This is a genomic window from Hymenobacter aquaticus, assembly GCF_004765605.1.
In the GTDB taxonomy this organism is placed as follows: domain Bacteria; phylum Bacteroidota; class Bacteroidia; order Cytophagales; family Hymenobacteraceae; genus Hymenobacter; species Hymenobacter aquaticus.
Genome location: NZ_SRLC01000001.1, coordinates 563,205 through 577,996, shown reverse-complemented (window position 1 = coordinate 577,996; position 14,792 = coordinate 563,205). Strand labels below are relative to the sequence as shown.

The window sequence follows — 14,792 nt, the reverse complement described above, 5'->3', positions numbered from 1 at the left end:
AGAAGCGGTGAAAGACCACTACGCCTTGATTGGTAGCGGGCTTGAAGCGGTTGGCAGCGAAGTGGCACAAGCAGCGGGCCGTGCGGGTTTACCTCGACGCCAACAACGACGGTACTTTCAGCACCAGTGAGCTCTGGACGTCCGGCATCGTGAGCCCCACTGCGTTTTCCCGAACGCTGCCGCTGCCGCCGGGAGCCGTCCTCAACGTGCCCCTCCGCCTACGCATCCTCACCGATTCCAATTTTCTGGGCACTGGGCCCTGCACGGTCACCCGCGGGCAGTACCTGGATTTTTCCGTAACGATTACCAATGGCCCCCTGGGGACGGTCAGGCCAAAAGATTCGGCCAATATCTATGTAGCCCCGAATCCGGCCGATGATACGTTCTTGCTGCACTACGCGGTGCCGCAGGGCAAAACCATGCTGCTTACCGTCACGAATAGCACCGGGCAGACCATTCTTGTTGGCCGGCTACGCAGCACCGCCGGGCAGCAGTTGCAGCTGTCTGCGAAAGAGCTAAGCTTGCCTAGCGGATTGTACCTGCTGCGCCTGGAGGTCGAAGGAAACGTACAAACCTGTAAGCTACTGGTAGCTCCCTAGCCAAGCCCTCAGCGCCGAAAGCGCCGAACGAGTAGCGACAAGAAATAGAAAAGGCCCAGGGCACTCTTTCAGTAGAGGGCCTTGGGCCTTTCAGATACCTGGTGGCGTAGCTTATTTGCCGGTGAGCAGATAGCTCGCTTGGAGCTGATACACGGAACTGCGGGGCCCTGCGTCACTGATTCTGGTCAGGTCGTTGGCATAGCGCAGGGTGAGGCCCAGCCCCATGGGCAGCTGGTAGCCGACACCGGCCACTGCCCCCACGACCAATCGGTTAGCCCCCGATAGGTCGGTGAAGGTGCCGACCGGCGTTTCGTTGCGAGCGGCCAGCAAGTAGCTGAGCTGGGGGCCGGCTTCAAACACAAACCCGTCGGCATTGATTTTAGCCAAGACCGGCAACTCCAGATAATGGAGCCGGCCTTGATACGTTTTGCCCTGAAAACGCTGCTCTGAGCCTTTGGCCGAATACATCAGTTCGGGCTGCAGCAGAAAGAATCCGTCTTGCGACAGTGCTACTTGGGCAAATCCGCCGGCTGCTACGCCCAGTATCCGGTCGGGCCGGGTGACGTTTGGAATGTAGGTGTTGCTGTAATTAACGCCGGCTTTCAGGCCGAAGCGGGGGCTTTGCGCCTGACAGGATATACTTCCTAAAATCAAAATGGCGCAGGGTAGAAATAATTTAGACATGCGTGCAAGATGAAGTGCGCCATCCATCCACACGATGCCCTATACAAAATATTACTCCTCGCGGCACTGTTCATACTATACCCGGTGCCATTTCCCCAGCCAAGTGGGCGTACCGCGCAACGGGCTGCACAGCCTGTACAACTCCCCGGAGGCAGCTTAGCGTGATTTACCCCCCGCTGTTGCAAGAATGCTAGTACAGGCCTCCACCACGGCAGCCGGTTCTTCAGTGTCAGTTAAGACGAAAATGCGTCCCAGGGCGTGTGGACAGTGATACTTTTATAAGCTGTTTGAGTTGGCCGTGAACGAGGTAGAGACGCACTATTTTGCGTCTCCTCGTTGAACAGTTAGCATCTGAGGGTAGCGGATTCAACAACGAGGAGACGCAACATATTGCGTCTCTACACCGCACTGACAGTTTCAGTACTTTAACTCAAACAGCTTCGTAGAACCTTATGCCGAGCATGTTTCGGGCCTGTCCACTCAGCCTGGCTCTCCTACAGTCTATCATAAGGATTAGGGGGGCGCAATTTTGGTGGGCGCAATTATATTTGCGCCTCCCCAACTTGCGCCCCCCCCCCCGCCTATGCGCCTGCCCCGTCCCGGCCCCTTGCCCGCCCTGCGCCGCTACCTGGTCCTCACCCAGGCCGGGGCCGCCGCCTTACTCGGCACCACCCGCTCCCGCTTGGCCCAGGCCGAGGCGGGCACCCGCCCCTTGCCGGCCGCCGCCGAGGCCGCCCTCACGGCCCTGCTGGCGGCCCTGCCCGCCCCTACCCGCCGGGCCCTGACCATCGACCCCGGCCACGCCGCGCCGCCGCTCGCCCCGGCTGGGGCCCCGCTCCCCCCACCCCACCTCCCGGCCCTGGCCGCCCGCCGCCACGAGGCCACCCAGGCCCTGCGCCGCGCCGAGGCCGCCCTGGCCGCCGTCGACGCCCGGGTGGCGGCTGGCCAGGCCCGGCTGGCGCTGCTGGCCAGCCCCGGGGCCCCCGCCACCCTGGCCGCCGACCCGCGCTTTGCCCTGGAGGCCGGCCACTGGACCGGCCCGCTCGCCCAGGCCGACCGCCGCCTGCTGCAAGCCGCCTGCGCCGGCCTGCGCGCCGAGCTGGCCGTGCTGGGCGGCGGAGCAGCCAGTGGCGGCGCCACGCCCCACGGCAGAGCGGCAGACCATACAACGGCCCAGCCATAGCGCGGGCGGCATTGTATTGCCGTTATAGAATATTTCGTAGCGGCAATACAATACCCCTGCGCGTTTGCGTTAGGAGGGCGGCCCACCGCTGGCGGTGGGCCGGGTGCAGCCGGGTGGCGGCACCGGTTATTCACTTTCCCTTTTCTATCTATTTATGACTGTTCCCACGTTCGATTTTTCGGCCCTCGACACCAAAGCGGCCTGCGACGAAGCCCTGACCCCGGCCCGCGCCCTGCTCAAGGACCTAACCAACCGCGACATTAACCTCGACTACCGCGGCGACAAGGCCGAAACCCGGGCCGACAACGCCAAAAACACCCTCATCGGCGTGCAGAGCCGCCTCGATGGGGTGAACGACCAGCTAGCCGACCTGCCCGCCGGCACCTCGCGCCGCCGCCTGGAGCTGGAGGCCGAGCAGGCCCGCCTCGTGGCCCAGCAAAAGGAGCTGGCGCTGCGCGGGGCCTCGGGGGCCGCCCAGGCCCTGGCCGAGCTGGCCGAGGTCCGCACCGAGGCCGAGCTGGAGGTGGTGACGGCCTTCGTAACCCAGCTGGAAGCCCACCGCGAGACGCGGACCGCGTAGGGCCGAAGCCGCCCGAATCGACGCAGATTAGCCGCGTGGCAGTAGAGTAATTTCCGCCGCGGCAAGCACAAAAAAGGCGGCTCCCGAATCGGGAGTCGCCTTTTTTGTGCTGAAAGCTGTCTAGAAAGTGAAATAGGAACGTCATGCAGAGGCGAAAGCCGAAGCATCTCGCGTGCTGACGTTGCCAAAGTAATTTGATTACCACTGCACGCGAGATGCTTCGGCTGCGCCTCTGCATGACGGGCTAACGAGTTTCGGGCGATTTTCTGAACAGCTTCGTTGTCTATCTAAGCAAGCTTCGTGAGCTGGAAGCTGCGTTCCAAATCCTGCCGCAGCAGCCTGGTTGAGGCCTGGTGCAGGACCCGTAGCGCGCCCGTGCCTAGCACGCCAAAGCCCGCGCTAATTCCCACGTGCACGCAGTGGCTGTGCCGCAGACAGGAAAAGCCCGACCACAGGGCCACCACGATGATGCCGTAGAACAGCGTGGATAGGGAGGTGGCCGGATACACGGTCAGGTGTGCTTCCGTGCCGGTGGCAGCGGGCCGCAACTCGAGCGTGGCCCGTTGCCGGCCGGTATGTTTGAGTCCGTGCAAGGCCCCCTTGGGCATTAGCTCAAGTACCGTCGCCGATTGCCAGCTGGCGGAGTACACGTTCGGGTGTAGCGGGCCGCCCTGCTGGGCAATAAACTCGTCGGCCGAAGCGCGCAAGGCTTCGGCCGACAGGTTGCTGCGATACGCAAAGTGCTGGGGCTGGCTGACAAACATCGGCTACTTCAGCACGGCTACGGTGGCCCCATCCCCGCCCCGGTCGGCGTGCTCGTCGGCGACGCTGGCGGCAGCCCGCACCCGGTGCAGGTAGTCGCGCACCACCTGGCGCAGCACCCCGTTGCCGCGGCCGTGCAGGAACTTGATTTCCGGAATACCCAGCATCACCGCGTCGTCGACGAAGGCCATGACCTTTTGCAGGGCGTCTTCGGCCCGCTCGCCGCGCAGGTCGAGCACGGGGCTGAAGTTGGCCATGCGGCCGGTCAGGTCCATGCCCAGGGAGGCCGAGGAGCTGAAGCTGGCTTTTTCAGCCTTTTTCTCCCGCTCCCGGATTTCGGCCCGGCCCACTTTTTCCAGCTGACTGGCCTTGACGATGGTTTTCATGCCGCCAAAGAGTACCTCGGCGGTTTTGCCTTTGATGCTGATCAGCTCGCCGTAGCCATCCTGGCCGATGAGGGCCACTTTGTCGCCGGGCTTGAGGGTTTTGGGGTCGGCGGCTTCGCGGCTGGCTTTGGGCTTGGGCGGCTCCATCTGGAGCTTTTCGCGCACGAAGGTGTCGAGCTTCTGCCGGGCGTCCTTGGTCTTTTCCTTGTCGGCCTGGTTCGAGCGGATTTCGGCAATGGTGGCCTCAATCTGCTGGTTGGTGTCTTTGAGCAGCAGCTTGGCCTGGGCCTTGGCGTTGCGCAGCACTTCCAGCGTGGTTTCGTCGAGGTGCTTGCGCAGGTCCTGGTACTCCTGGGCGGCTTTTTTCATGCGGCGCTCGGCCTTGGCAGCTTCCGCGTTGCGCTGCTCCAGGTCGGCCTTTTCCTTTTCCAGCCCTTCCAGCAGCCGGTCGTAGCGGATTTTGTCCTTGCCCACGAGCTGGGTGGCCCGCTCCACAATCTGCTTGGGCAAGCCGATCTTGCGGGCAATTTCGATGGCAAACGACGAGCCCGGCTTCCCGATTTCGAGGCGGTAGAGCGGCTGCAGCTGCTCGGGGTCGTAGCGCATGGCCCCGTTCACGATGCCGGGCGTGCGCTCGGCAAAGTTCTTCAGGTTGGTGTAGTGGGTGGTAATCACGCCGAAGCTGCGGGCCCGGTTGAGCTGGTCGAGCACGGCCTCGGCAATGGCGCCGCCCAGGGCCGGCTCGGTGCCGGTGCCAAACTCGTCGATGAGCACCAGGCTGCGCTTGCCGGCCAGGGTCACGAACTGCTTCATGCTCAGCAGGTGCGACGAGTACGTACTCAGGTCGTTTTCCAGGCTTTGCTCGTCGCCGATGTCGAGGAAAATATCGTCGAACACGCCGGCCTCCGAACCGTCGCCGGCCGGGATGAGCAGGCCGCACTGCAGCATGTACTGCACCAGACCCACCGTCTTCATGCTCACCGACTTACCCCCGGCGTTCGGGCCCGAAATCAGCAGGATGCGCTGGTCGGGATTCAGCTCCATATCCAGGGGCACCACTTCGCGCGGGTTATCCTTGAAGTGCTCCCGGAAGGACAGGTACAGCAGCGGGTGCCGCACCTTTTTCCACTGAATCAGGGGGCGGGGGTGCAACACGGGCAGCGTAGCTTCCAGGCGGCCCGCCAGCAGGGCTTTGGCCCGGATGAAGTCGAGCAAACCCAGGTACTGGTAGGCCCGGCGCAGATCCGGAATGTGGGGCCGCAGCTGGTCGGTCAGGTGGGTCAGAATGCGGATCAGCTCGCGCTGGTAGGCATTTTCGAGGTCCTTGATGTCGTTGTTGAGCTCGAACACGGCTTCCGGCTCGATAAACACCGTCTGCCCCGAGGCCGACTCGTCGTGGATCAGGCCCTTCACGCGGCGCTTGTGCTCAGCAATGACGGGCAGCACCAGGCGGCCGCCGCGGATGGTGGGCTCGGCGTCGCCGGGCACCCAGCCTTCGGTTTTGGCGTGGCGCAGGATGCCGGCAATCTGCTTGCGCAGCATGCCCTGGCGGTTGATCAGCTCCTGGCGCAGCTGGGAAAGCAGCGGCGAGGCGTTGTCGCGCACCTGGCCTTCGTCGTCCACCACCTTGTCCAGGGCCGCCAGCAGGTTACGGTCGACCTGCACGCCGATGCCCAGCAGGCGCAGCGTAGGATACAGCGTTTCCTCGGCGTGGGTAAAAAACGTCAGGGCCTGGCGGATGGTGCGCAGCGACATTTTCACGGCGAAAAACGCCGGTACGTCGAGGTAGGCGCCGGGCAGGCTGGCGCGCACCAGGTGGGGGTGCACGTCGTGGTAGTGCTGGCTGGGGAAGTCGGCGCCCGACAGCAGCAGGGCGCGGAACTCGTCGGTTTGCAGCAGCAGCTTTTCCAGCTGGTCGTGCTTGCTCTGGAACTGCATTTTGGCCACGAACTGGCGGCCCAGGGCACTCAGGCACAAGCTTTCCAGCATCTCGCGCAACTGCGCGAAGCCGATTTTCTGCTCGAAATTAGAAGGAAGAATCAAACTCGGTAGTGGGTATTGAGGGTATTGGGAAGGAGTGTAAAAGTAAACATCTGCGGCGAGGCGAAAGATTCGCGCGGGTTAATAATTAGCGAAGAAATGTAGACGCAGGTATTAGCGGCGCTGAGAGCGGGTGGCATACCAGCCGGCCACATACAGCAAAAAACCTACAATCAGCAGCACGAGGAAGAACAAGGCTGAGCCGCTGCCATCGGCCGACTGATAATACCAGATGGCGAAGCAGGCAAAAGCGGCCAGCAGCAGGGCATAGATACCCAGCCACACGGTGGCTACCCGGCTGCCCCAGTACGCATCAACCCACTGCCCGGCCGCAGCGCCAGAATGCGTTTGCTGGTAACGTTCCGTATTGGCCCTGAGCCGGCGCACCATGGCGCTGAACGGAACATAGTCTTTACTACCCAGGGAAAGTCGGGAGCCATCTTTTAGCTTGAGTTGAAGCCCCAGGCTTCCTTTGCCGACCACGAAACGGCACGTAGCAATAGCCTCAAACGGCAGGAGCATTTCCTGGCCGGTAGCCCGGTTTCGTACCGACAACTTCTCCTCCGAAACGATAATACGAGCGGGCTGGCGGGTCTGGGCTTGAACAAGCCGGAACAACCCATATAATGTACCCACCGCCACGCTCAGCCATACCAGCTGCATAGCGCCGCTGGCGTGGGACAGGGAATAGAACAGGCCCAGCATAGCGCCCAGGGCCAAGGCCAGCCAGCCCAACGTGAGCCACCCGGCCTTGCGCTGGTCGATTAGCAACAAGTCGAATTGATTTTCCACGGGGGGCTATTAAGCGTTGCTCTTGCTGCGGGCCGCAAATAAAGCCCCCCAATAGGCCAGCCCATTACCGTATATCAGGCAGACAGCCCCCCATTTCCCGTCCCTGACACCGTTCTGGGATAGGTACCAGCTGAAATAAACCAACCCGGCTACCAGCACCCAGCCGACCACATTTGCCACTGGCTTTTCGAAGAAAGTTTTCTCGCGCTGAATATGATGAGCTGCTCCACCAGCGGCCACCGCAGTAGCGTGCTGGTCCTCAAAATGCCGGACCAACGCCAAGAAGTCATCACCTTTGCCCCACATGTCATTCCGCCCGATCTTGACCTTTTTTCCGCTCTGCAGCCGGAGCACTAGTTGCCTGGCATCGTTGAACTCCTGATACCCGTACGAAATAATCTCGCTAAGGAGGACATGCTGCGCGGTAGCCGAGTCAGCGGAGTGTATCTGCAGCGCATCAGGCCCAACGGTTACCTCTATTTCTTTTACCGCAAACTTCTTGATAAGCCAGTAGCCTAACAGCCATGGCATGGTGAACAGCAAGATGAGCAGCAACAGGCCCATACCAGATTGCTTGGGTAGTAGGCTAATCACCCAAATGCCGACTCCAACCAGCAGTAGCAGCCCAAGTATAATTCCAGCTGTAAGCCACCCTCGCAGCACTCGAACAGTATATACGCGCATAATTCAAGCCTTAACAGTTACCGCTTTTCCTCCACCCCCAGCCCAAATAAGGCAAAGTCGTACTTCACCGGGTCGTGGGGGTCGAGCAGGCGCAGGTTCTCGGTCAGCTCCTCGGCGGCCCGCCAGTCGACGACGGGGCGGTGCAGCAGGCCCAGCTGCCGGGCCTGGCGCTCCACGTGCACGTCGATGGGGCACACCAGCTCGGCCATCGGCAGGCGGGTCCAGAGGCCGAAATCCACGCCGTGGGAGTCCTGGCGCACCATCCAGCGCAGGTACATGTTCACCCGCTTGCAGGCCGAGCCCCGGGCCGGCGTGGCCACGTGCTTGCGGGTGCGCTGCGGAGCGTCGTCGAGGCTGAAGAACAGGTCGTGGAAGTTTTCCAGCCGCTCGCGCTGGGTGGCGCCGCGCAAAAAGGCGTCTTCCAGCGTGCTATGGTCGGCGTAAAACCAGCGCAGCCAGTGCACGAAGTAGAGCAGGTCGGTGTCGCAGAAGGTGCGGTGGCAGAAGCCGAGCAAGCCCTTCAAATCCTCGTCCTGGTGCTGGGTAATGAACTGGTAGGGTGCGTCGTCCATGCGGCGCAGCAGCTCCGTCACCTTGCTGATGATGGTGGGCCGCCGGCCCCAGGCCAGCAAAGCGGCAAACAACCCGCTGATTTCCACGTCCTGGCGCTGCGTGAAGCGGTGCGGAATCTGGATAGGGTCGTGCTCGATAAAGCCCGGCTGGTTGTAGCGCTGGTAACGCTCTTCCAGCACGGCCCGGATGTTAGAAATTTGCGCGGAATCCACGAAAAACAGAGAGGTAGAGCGAGGTTAGAAACTTCAAAGGCCATCGTATCGACGGCCTTTGAAGGTAGTAGCGCGAACTTTGTAGTTCGCGTGCCGGAGTGATAATCGTTGCGGCGGCGCGGGGACGCGAACTACAAAGTTCGCGCTACAGCCCGCCGCTACGGCACGTACGAGGTTTCCACGCGGAAGCGCGAATCGGGGGTGGCCAGCTTCTGCACGGCCCGGCGCGAGAGGCGCACCAGGATGTTGCTGTTTTCGCCCGTGTCGGGCAGCTGCCCAATCACGCGCACGTACACCGACTGCCCGTTCATGATGTTGCGCACCTGCATAATGGTGCCCACCGGCGCGGTTTTGTGCAGGGCCAGGTATTTGTCGGTGCCGCCGCCCTCGATGATGGCCGCCAGGCCGCCTTCCGTGACTTTGCGCACAATCTCACTGGCCCGCTCGGGCACCCGGTCTTCTTCTTTAGCCGGGGCGGCCGGCGTCACGGCGGCCGGCGTGGCCTCCCGGTCTTTGTCCCGGTCGGGCTCCTCGACCCGCTCGGGGCGGTTCGTGGGGGCCGGGGTTTTCGGGGCGGGCGCGGCGGCTACGACTGGTTCCGGGGCCGCGTTGCCGCCGGCGGGCACCACGATGAGCACCTGCCCTACTTTCACGCCGGCGTTGTCGGGCAGCTTGTTGAGCCGGGCCAGGGCGTCGGGGGTCGTGTTGAAGCGGCGGGCAATGGAAAACAGGGTCTGGCCTTTTTCCACTTTGTAGGTTTTGTTGCCCCGGGCGTCGGTGGTCAGGTCGCGGGTGGCGGCGGGAGCAGCGGCCGGGGGAGCCGGGGCTTTGGCCGCGGCGGTGGTGTTCATCACCACCCGGTTGCGCGGCACCAGCACGATCTGGCCGGTTACGAGGGTGCCTTCCAGCTTGGGGTTGGCTTCCACAATCTGGTCGACGGGCACTTTGTAGCGGCGGCTGAGCCCGTAGAGGGTTTCGCCGGGCGCGACGCGGTGCTTGATCAAAACTTTATTATTCCGGTATTCAACCCCGATGGAATCGGGCAGGAGAACGGGACGAACGGCGGCCGAAGCAGAAAGGCTACCGAACACGCAGGCGGCAAGCAGCAAAGAAAAGCGGGTCATACGGACAGGGCGCGAAAAACAGGCAACGAGCGAAAAACGAGACGGATGGCACGCTGCCAGCAGCATAAACGCAGCCGAAAGATAAATAAATAATCCTGGAGCAGACTGGCTACGACGGGTACCGTTTGGCCGGAGCCGGGTTTGCCGCTCCCGCCGGGCGTGCCAGCAGCCGGCCTAGCCAATTTAGCGCCATATTGGGTAGAAGCCTACATTTCGCCTACTTTCGATGCTGTATTCCCGCTCTTTTTGCCCTCCCGCTATGCTCAACGCCATTGGCATTATTCCCGCCCGCTATGCTTCTACCCGCCTGCCCGGCAAGCCCCTGACCGACCTGGGCGGCAAAACCATGATTCAGCGCGTGGTGGAGCAGGCCCGCCTAGCCCGCCTGAGCCGGGTGGTGGTGGCCACCGACGACGAGCGGATTCTGGACCACGTGCGGGCTTTCGGCGGCGAGGCCTTCCTGACCTCGCCCGACCACCCCAGCGGCACCGACCGGGTGTTCGACGCCTACTGCCAGCTCGACGCGTCGGCCGACTGCATCATCAACATCCAGGGCGACGAGCCGTTTATCCTGCCCGAGCAGATCAACGCCTTGATTGCCCTGTTTGAAGCCGACCCGCGCACCCAGCTGGCCACGCTGGTGAAGCCGGTCGAGACGCGGGAGGAGCTGTTTAGCCCCCACATGCCCAAGGTGGTGCTCGACACCCGCGGGCAGGCCCTGTACTTCAGCCGCCACCCCCTGCCTTACCAGCGCAACCACCCGCAGGAGCAGTGGCTGCAGCACCACCGCTACTTGCGCCACATTGGCCTCTACGCCTACCGCCCCGATATCCTGGCCGAGCTGACCCGCCTGCCGCCTTCCCCGCTGGAGCTGGCCGAGTCGCTGGAGCAGCTGCGGTGGCTGGAAAACGGCTACCACATCCAGACCGCCGAAACCACCGCCGCCACCCTGGGCATCGACACGCCGGAAGACGTGGTGCGGGCGTTGGATCAATTAAGAATTAAGAATGAGGGCTGAAGTGCTATTGAGCAGTTGCTTATATCCAATCTTAAATCTTGATTCCTATCCACCGGCCTTTTTGGCTTTGTACTTCTGCTCCAGCAGCACGGCCAGCACTTTGTCGCGGAAGTCACCCTGAATCAGGATTTCGCCGTCCTTGGCGTTGCCGCCCACGCCGCACTTGGTTTTGAGCAGCTTGCCCAGGCTTTGCAGGTCGGCATCCTTGCCCACGAAGCCGGTAATCAGTGTGACCTGCTTGCCGCCCCGGGCTTTCTTATCGAGCTGCACGCGCAGATTCTGCTGCTGGGGCGGCAGGGTTTCGGCTTCCTCCTCGCTGCTGTGCTGGTAGTCGAAATCGGAGTTGGTGGAGTACACCACGCCTTCCCGGCTGCGGCGGTTCTTATCGTCTTTCATCCGGCAAAGATCTGAAATTGTGAGATGGTGAGATGGTGAGATGGTGAAATGGTGAGTTTGATGTTCGGCTGGCGCCGCTTTGCGCAATTTGAACATCAAACTCACCATCTCACTATTTCACAACTTCACCTTGGGCACCGCTACTTCCAGGGCCAGGGGCTCCAGGCGGACGTCGAACTGCTGCGCGTCGCCCACATAATCCCCGTCGACGTGGAAGCCGAGCGGCTGGGCGGTGCGCACCTGCACCTGGCTACAGGTGTGGTACACGGCCGCGCCCGAGGCCGGCAGGTTGCCCAGCGCCAGGCCCAGGCTCACGCGCACGGCCCGCAGCAGCGGCAGGGCATCAATCAGGCACAGATCCAGCAGCCCGTCACTGATATCGGCCAGCGGGGCAATGTAGGCGTTATTGCCGTACTGCGCCGCGTTTGCAAAGGCCAGCACGTAGCAGTTGGTTTCCAGGGTTTTGCCTTGCATCGTCATCGTAATCGGGGTGGGTCGGAAGCGGCGGTATTCGCGCAGCGCCACCTGCACGTAGGTGCCCAGCCCGCGGGTGCCGGCCTGGGCAAAGCACTTGCTCACGTGGGCATCGAAGCCCAGCCCGGCCGTGCAGAAAAAGGGGTGCTCGTTGATGTGGCCCACGTCGATGCGCTGAAAGTCGGGCCGGGCCAGCTGGCGGATGGCGGCGGGCAAGGCCAGGGGTACGCGCAGGTGGCGCGCCAGCCCGTTGCCCGAGCCCCGGGGCAGAATGCCCAGCGCCGCCCGGGTGCCCAGCAGCCCCCGCCCTACTTCGTTCACCGTCCCGTCGCCGCCCACGGCTACCACGATGCGGAACCCCTCGGCGGCGGCCTGCCGGGCCAGCTCCACGGCGTGCCCGGCGTACTGGGTCAGGCGCACTTCGTAGTCGACGGCGGGCTCGGCGGCCAGGTAGCGGGTCAGCAGCGCGGGCACGTCCTGGCGCCGGTTGGTGCCCGATTTGGGGTTGATCAGAAAGCAAATGCGCAGCTTCTCAGGCATAGACGGCAACAACGCAACGGGGCGGGAAAAGTTGAAAAAAAAGCCCGCCCAACCGGGCAGGCTTTTTTACACTCAAAAAAACGAACTGTAGTCCGCAATTACTTGGTCATGGCCTCACCCAGCTTCTGGATCAGGTCGGCGGTGCGGGTGCTGTAGCCGGTTTCGTTGTCGTACCAGCCGATAACCTTGGCCAGCGTGCCGCTGGCGGCCGTCAGCTCCGAGTCGAAGATGCAGCTGTGGGGGTTGCCCACGATGTCGATGCTCACCAGCGGGTCGGTGGCGTACTCGATGATGCCTTTCATGGCACCGTTGGCGGCCGACTTCAGAGCCTCGTTGATCTGCTCCTTGGTAGCTTCCTTTTTCAGCACTACGGTCAGGTCGGTCATCGAGCCATCCGGCACGGGCACGCGCATGGCCAGGCCGTCGAGCTTGCCTTTCAACGTGGGCAACACCAGACCAACGGCCTTGGCAGCGCCGGTGCTGGTGGGGATAATGCTGTAGGCGGCGGCGCGGGCGCGGCGCAGGTCCTTATGAGGAGCGTCCTGCAGGTTCTGATCCGAGGTGTAGGCGTGCACCGTGGTGATGTAGCCTTTCTCGATGCCGAACACCTCGTCCAGGACCTTGGCCATCGGGGCCAGGCAGTTGGTGGTGCAGCTGGCGTTCGAAATGATGGTTTCGTCGCCGGTCAGAATATCTTCGTTTACGCCCAGCACTACCGTCGGGATGTTGCCGGTAGCGGGAGCCGAAATCACAACTTTCTTGGCGCCAGCGGTGATGTGCTGACCAGCGCCCGCCTCATCCACGAAGCGGCCGGTCGATTCGAGCACCACGTCCACGCCCATCTGGCCCCAGGGCAGCAGCTTGGGGTCGCGCTCGGCCAGGGCGGCGATGCGCTGGCCGTTTACCGTCAGGCTTTCCTCGTCGTAGGTCACGGTTCCGTCGAAGCGGCCGTGTACCGAGTCATACTTCAGCAGGTGCGCCAGAGTCTTGTTATCGGTCAGGTCGTTGATAGCTACAACTTCCACGTTGTCGCGGCCAAGCAGCGACTTGAACGTCAGGCGGCCGATCCGGCCGAAACCGTTGATGGCGACTTTAATTTTAGCCATAATAAAGGGAGATGGGGTTTAACGGCCCCGAGGGACCGAGTGAAAACGCGGAGCGAAGGTACCGGGTCCGGCCAACTTCGCCAAATCAATATCTACCCCAGGAAAATACCCTGCCCGCTCCGGCAATGACAAACCGGCTAAAGTGGGGCGGCTGGCTTCCAAAGCGCCCCGCCGGCTTTTTCAACGACGGCAGCGGTACAATTTTTCAAACTGAATATCAGCGAATTTGCCTTTCAGGTCCATTTTTTTTTGGCGGGGGTATTGTCTGCATGGTTCCCCTATCTATCTTTGCAGCATCAAAACGGGGTTGGCTAGTTATCTGGTCCGTTCGTCTAGGGGTTAGGACAGTAGATTTTCATTCTACCAACAGGGGTTCGATTCCCCTACGGACTACTCTTCTCCGTTTTGATACTTGGTCCGTTCGTCTAGGGGTTAGGACAGTAGATTTTCATTCTACCAACAGGGGTTCGATTCCCCTACGGACTACATTAAGTCATCGTTTTGACTACAAAAAGGCCCTCTGGTTAGCTCCAGAGGGCCTTTTTCTTTTCCGGTGTTTCTGCTATTCGGTTGTTGGGTCGTGCCCCGATGCAACCAACAAGAGCCAGAAACGGTCAGGCGGGCGGGGACAGAAGTTTCAGGTGCCCGGGCTGCCCAGCTTACCACGCGCGAGAGCCAAGGCGGCAAGCAGCTTTTTTCCGGCTTTTGTTTCTTTTGCCTAGCAACTGAACCGTAAGCTGCGCCCGCACTTTATATAACACAACCCACAAAGTATTGCACTATTAGCTTGCGCATAGCGAAACATCCCTATTCGCGCTCTACCTTATAAGCTGTTATTCTATTCCGCCCCGCTCCTACTCCGGTTTACACGCCTATTTGCCCCGATGAAGCCCTTGCCCCGACTTTACAGCTTCGCCTTTTTCAGTTTGCTGGCGGCCCACCAGGCGGCTGGTCAGACGCCAGCCCCGGACTCCAGCTTTCTGGCGGCGGCCACCGCCCGGCTGGCCAGCCGGCAGATGCTGCCGCCGGAGGAAAATCCGCATTTATACAGTGGCACCGAATACACGGGCTACGAGAAAAGCTACCGGCTGGTGAAAGGCCACCAGTTCTTTCAATCACCCGACGAGCAGGTGGGCGCTATCTTCTACAATGGCGCGCTCTACCAGCAAGTGCCGCTGCTATATGATACCCGCTTAGACCAGGTGGTGCTGAAGTTTCCGCAGACGCCGCTGAAGCTGAAGCTCGTCAACGAGAAGGTGAGCTATTTCACGGTCAACCGGCATACGTTCGTGCGCATCGTGAGCGGCGGCCCGACGGCAGGCGCCCTGAGTACCGGCTACTACGACGTGCTGCTGAACGGCCCCGTGCGGGTGCTGGCCAAGCGCAGCAAGAAACTACTGGAAAAGCTGACGCCGACGGGCGTGGAGGCCGAGTTTGAGGAAGCTAACCGGTTCTACCTGGAAAAAGGCGGGCAGTTTTATCCCATTGCCAGCAAAGGAGCCCTGCTGGCGGCGCTGGCCGACCGCAAAAAAGAAGTGCGCCAGTACCTGAGCACCCAAAAGCTGAGCTTTAGCAAGAGCCGGCAGGAAGAGGCTTTCGTGCAGGTAGCCCGCTACTACAACACCCTGCGCTAAGCGGG

Annotated in this window: 15 protein-coding genes and 2 tRNA genes; 7 read left to right on the top strand and 10 right to left on the bottom strand. The window is 61.9% G+C overall.

Features of this window, described 5'->3' with window-relative positions:
* Positions 1–41 precede the first annotated feature (41 nt).
* The gene (locus E5K00_RS02370; RefSeq protein WP_167856721.1) at positions 42–599 is read left to right on the top strand and encodes a T9SS type A sorting domain-containing protein; all 558 of its coding nucleotides are present in this window, start codon (positions 42–44) and stop codon (positions 597–599) included.
* A 111-nt stretch (positions 600–710) separates the two neighbouring features.
* Here the strand turns inward: E5K00_RS02370 and E5K00_RS02365 are convergent, their stop codons facing one another.
* On the bottom strand, positions 711–1,310 hold the full coding sequence (locus E5K00_RS02365; protein ID WP_135461299.1) for a porin family protein: 600 nt from the start codon (positions 1,308–1,310) through the stop codon (positions 711–713).
* A gap of 556 nt (positions 1,311–1,866) precedes the next feature.
* On the opposite strand from E5K00_RS02365, the gene E5K00_RS02360 reads away from it, so the two are divergent.
* On the top strand, positions 1,867–2,466 hold the full coding sequence (locus E5K00_RS02360) for a hypothetical protein (RefSeq protein WP_135461297.1): 600 nt from the start codon (positions 1,867–1,869) through the stop codon (positions 2,464–2,466).
* Between the two features lie 154 nt (positions 2,467–2,620).
* On the top strand, positions 2,621–3,046 hold the full coding sequence (locus E5K00_RS02355) for a hypothetical protein (RefSeq protein WP_135461295.1): 426 nt from the start codon (positions 2,621–2,623) through the stop codon (positions 3,044–3,046).
* A gap of 287 nt (positions 3,047–3,333) precedes the next feature.
* Here the strand turns inward: E5K00_RS02355 and E5K00_RS02350 are convergent, their stop codons facing one another.
* The 6 genes from E5K00_RS02350 to E5K00_RS02325 all read right to left on the bottom strand — a co-directional run bounded on the left by E5K00_RS02350 (position 3,334) and on the right by E5K00_RS02325 (position 9,619).
* Positions 3,334–3,810, bottom strand: coding sequence for a hypothetical protein (locus E5K00_RS02350; protein ID WP_135461293.1), 477 nt, complete (start codon positions 3,808–3,810; stop codon positions 3,334–3,336).
* Positions 3,811–3,813: 3 nt separating this feature from the next.
* Entirely contained in the window at positions 3,814–6,237 is a 2,424-nt protein-coding gene (locus E5K00_RS02345) for an endonuclease MutS2 (RefSeq protein ID WP_135461291.1), read from the bottom strand.
* A 111-nt stretch (positions 6,238–6,348) separates the two neighbouring features.
* Entirely contained in the window at positions 6,349–7,026 is a 678-nt protein-coding gene (locus tag E5K00_RS02340; RefSeq protein ID WP_135461289.1) for a hypothetical protein, read from the bottom strand.
* Positions 7,027–7,035: 9 nt separating this feature from the next.
* Complete coding sequence (locus tag E5K00_RS02335; protein ID WP_135461287.1) at positions 7,036–7,590, bottom strand: hypothetical protein; 555 nt, start codon at positions 7,588–7,590, stop codon at positions 7,036–7,038.
* 137 nt (positions 7,591–7,727) lie between these two features.
* Entirely contained in the window at positions 7,728–8,495 is a 768-nt protein-coding gene (locus E5K00_RS02330) for a TIGR02757 family protein (RefSeq protein ID WP_245328189.1), read from the bottom strand.
* 158 nt (positions 8,496–8,653) lie between these two features.
* Positions 8,654–9,619 carry a DPBB and LysM peptidoglycan-binding domain-containing protein gene (locus E5K00_RS02325; RefSeq protein WP_167856720.1) on the bottom strand — a complete coding sequence of 322 codons (966 nt, stop codon included), beginning with the start codon at positions 9,617–9,619 and terminating at the stop codon, positions 8,654–8,656.
* A 259-nt stretch (positions 9,620–9,878) separates the two neighbouring features.
* Here E5K00_RS02325 and kdsB point away from each other — a divergent pair, with 259 nt between their 5' ends.
* Positions 9,879–10,637, top strand: coding sequence for a 3-deoxy-manno-octulosonate cytidylyltransferase (kdsB, locus tag E5K00_RS02320; RefSeq protein ID WP_135461283.1), 759 nt, complete (start codon positions 9,879–9,881; stop codon positions 10,635–10,637).
* 45 nt (positions 10,638–10,682) lie between these two features.
* Here the strand turns inward: kdsB and E5K00_RS02315 are convergent, their stop codons facing one another.
* From E5K00_RS02315 to gap, 3 genes are all read right to left on the bottom strand, one after another.
* Positions 10,683–11,033, bottom strand: coding sequence for a translation initiation factor (locus E5K00_RS02315; protein ID WP_135461281.1), 351 nt, complete (start codon positions 11,031–11,033; stop codon positions 10,683–10,685).
* Positions 11,034–11,150: 117 nt separating this feature from the next.
* A complete protein-coding gene (locus E5K00_RS02310) occupies positions 11,151–12,047 on the bottom strand; it encodes a diacylglycerol/lipid kinase family protein (RefSeq protein WP_135461279.1) in 897 nt (298 codons plus the stop codon).
* A 98-nt stretch (positions 12,048–12,145) separates the two neighbouring features.
* Positions 12,146–13,153, bottom strand: coding sequence for a type I glyceraldehyde-3-phosphate dehydrogenase (gene gap, locus E5K00_RS02305; protein WP_135461277.1), 1,008 nt, complete (start codon positions 13,151–13,153; stop codon positions 12,146–12,148).
* A 321-nt stretch (positions 13,154–13,474) separates the two neighbouring features.
* On the opposite strand from gap, the gene E5K00_RS02300 reads away from it, so the two are divergent.
* The 3 genes from E5K00_RS02300 to E5K00_RS02290 all read left to right on the top strand — a co-directional run bounded on the left by E5K00_RS02300 (position 13,475) and on the right by E5K00_RS02290 (position 14,787).
* A tRNA-Glu gene (locus E5K00_RS02300) sits at positions 13,475–13,546 on the top strand.
* Between the two features lie 21 nt (positions 13,547–13,567).
* Positions 13,568–13,639, top strand: a tRNA-Glu gene (locus E5K00_RS02295).
* A 407-nt stretch (positions 13,640–14,046) separates the two neighbouring features.
* Complete coding sequence (locus E5K00_RS02290) at positions 14,047–14,787, top strand: hypothetical protein (RefSeq protein ID WP_135461275.1); 741 nt, start codon at positions 14,047–14,049, stop codon at positions 14,785–14,787.
* Positions 14,788–14,792 lie beyond the last annotated feature (5 nt).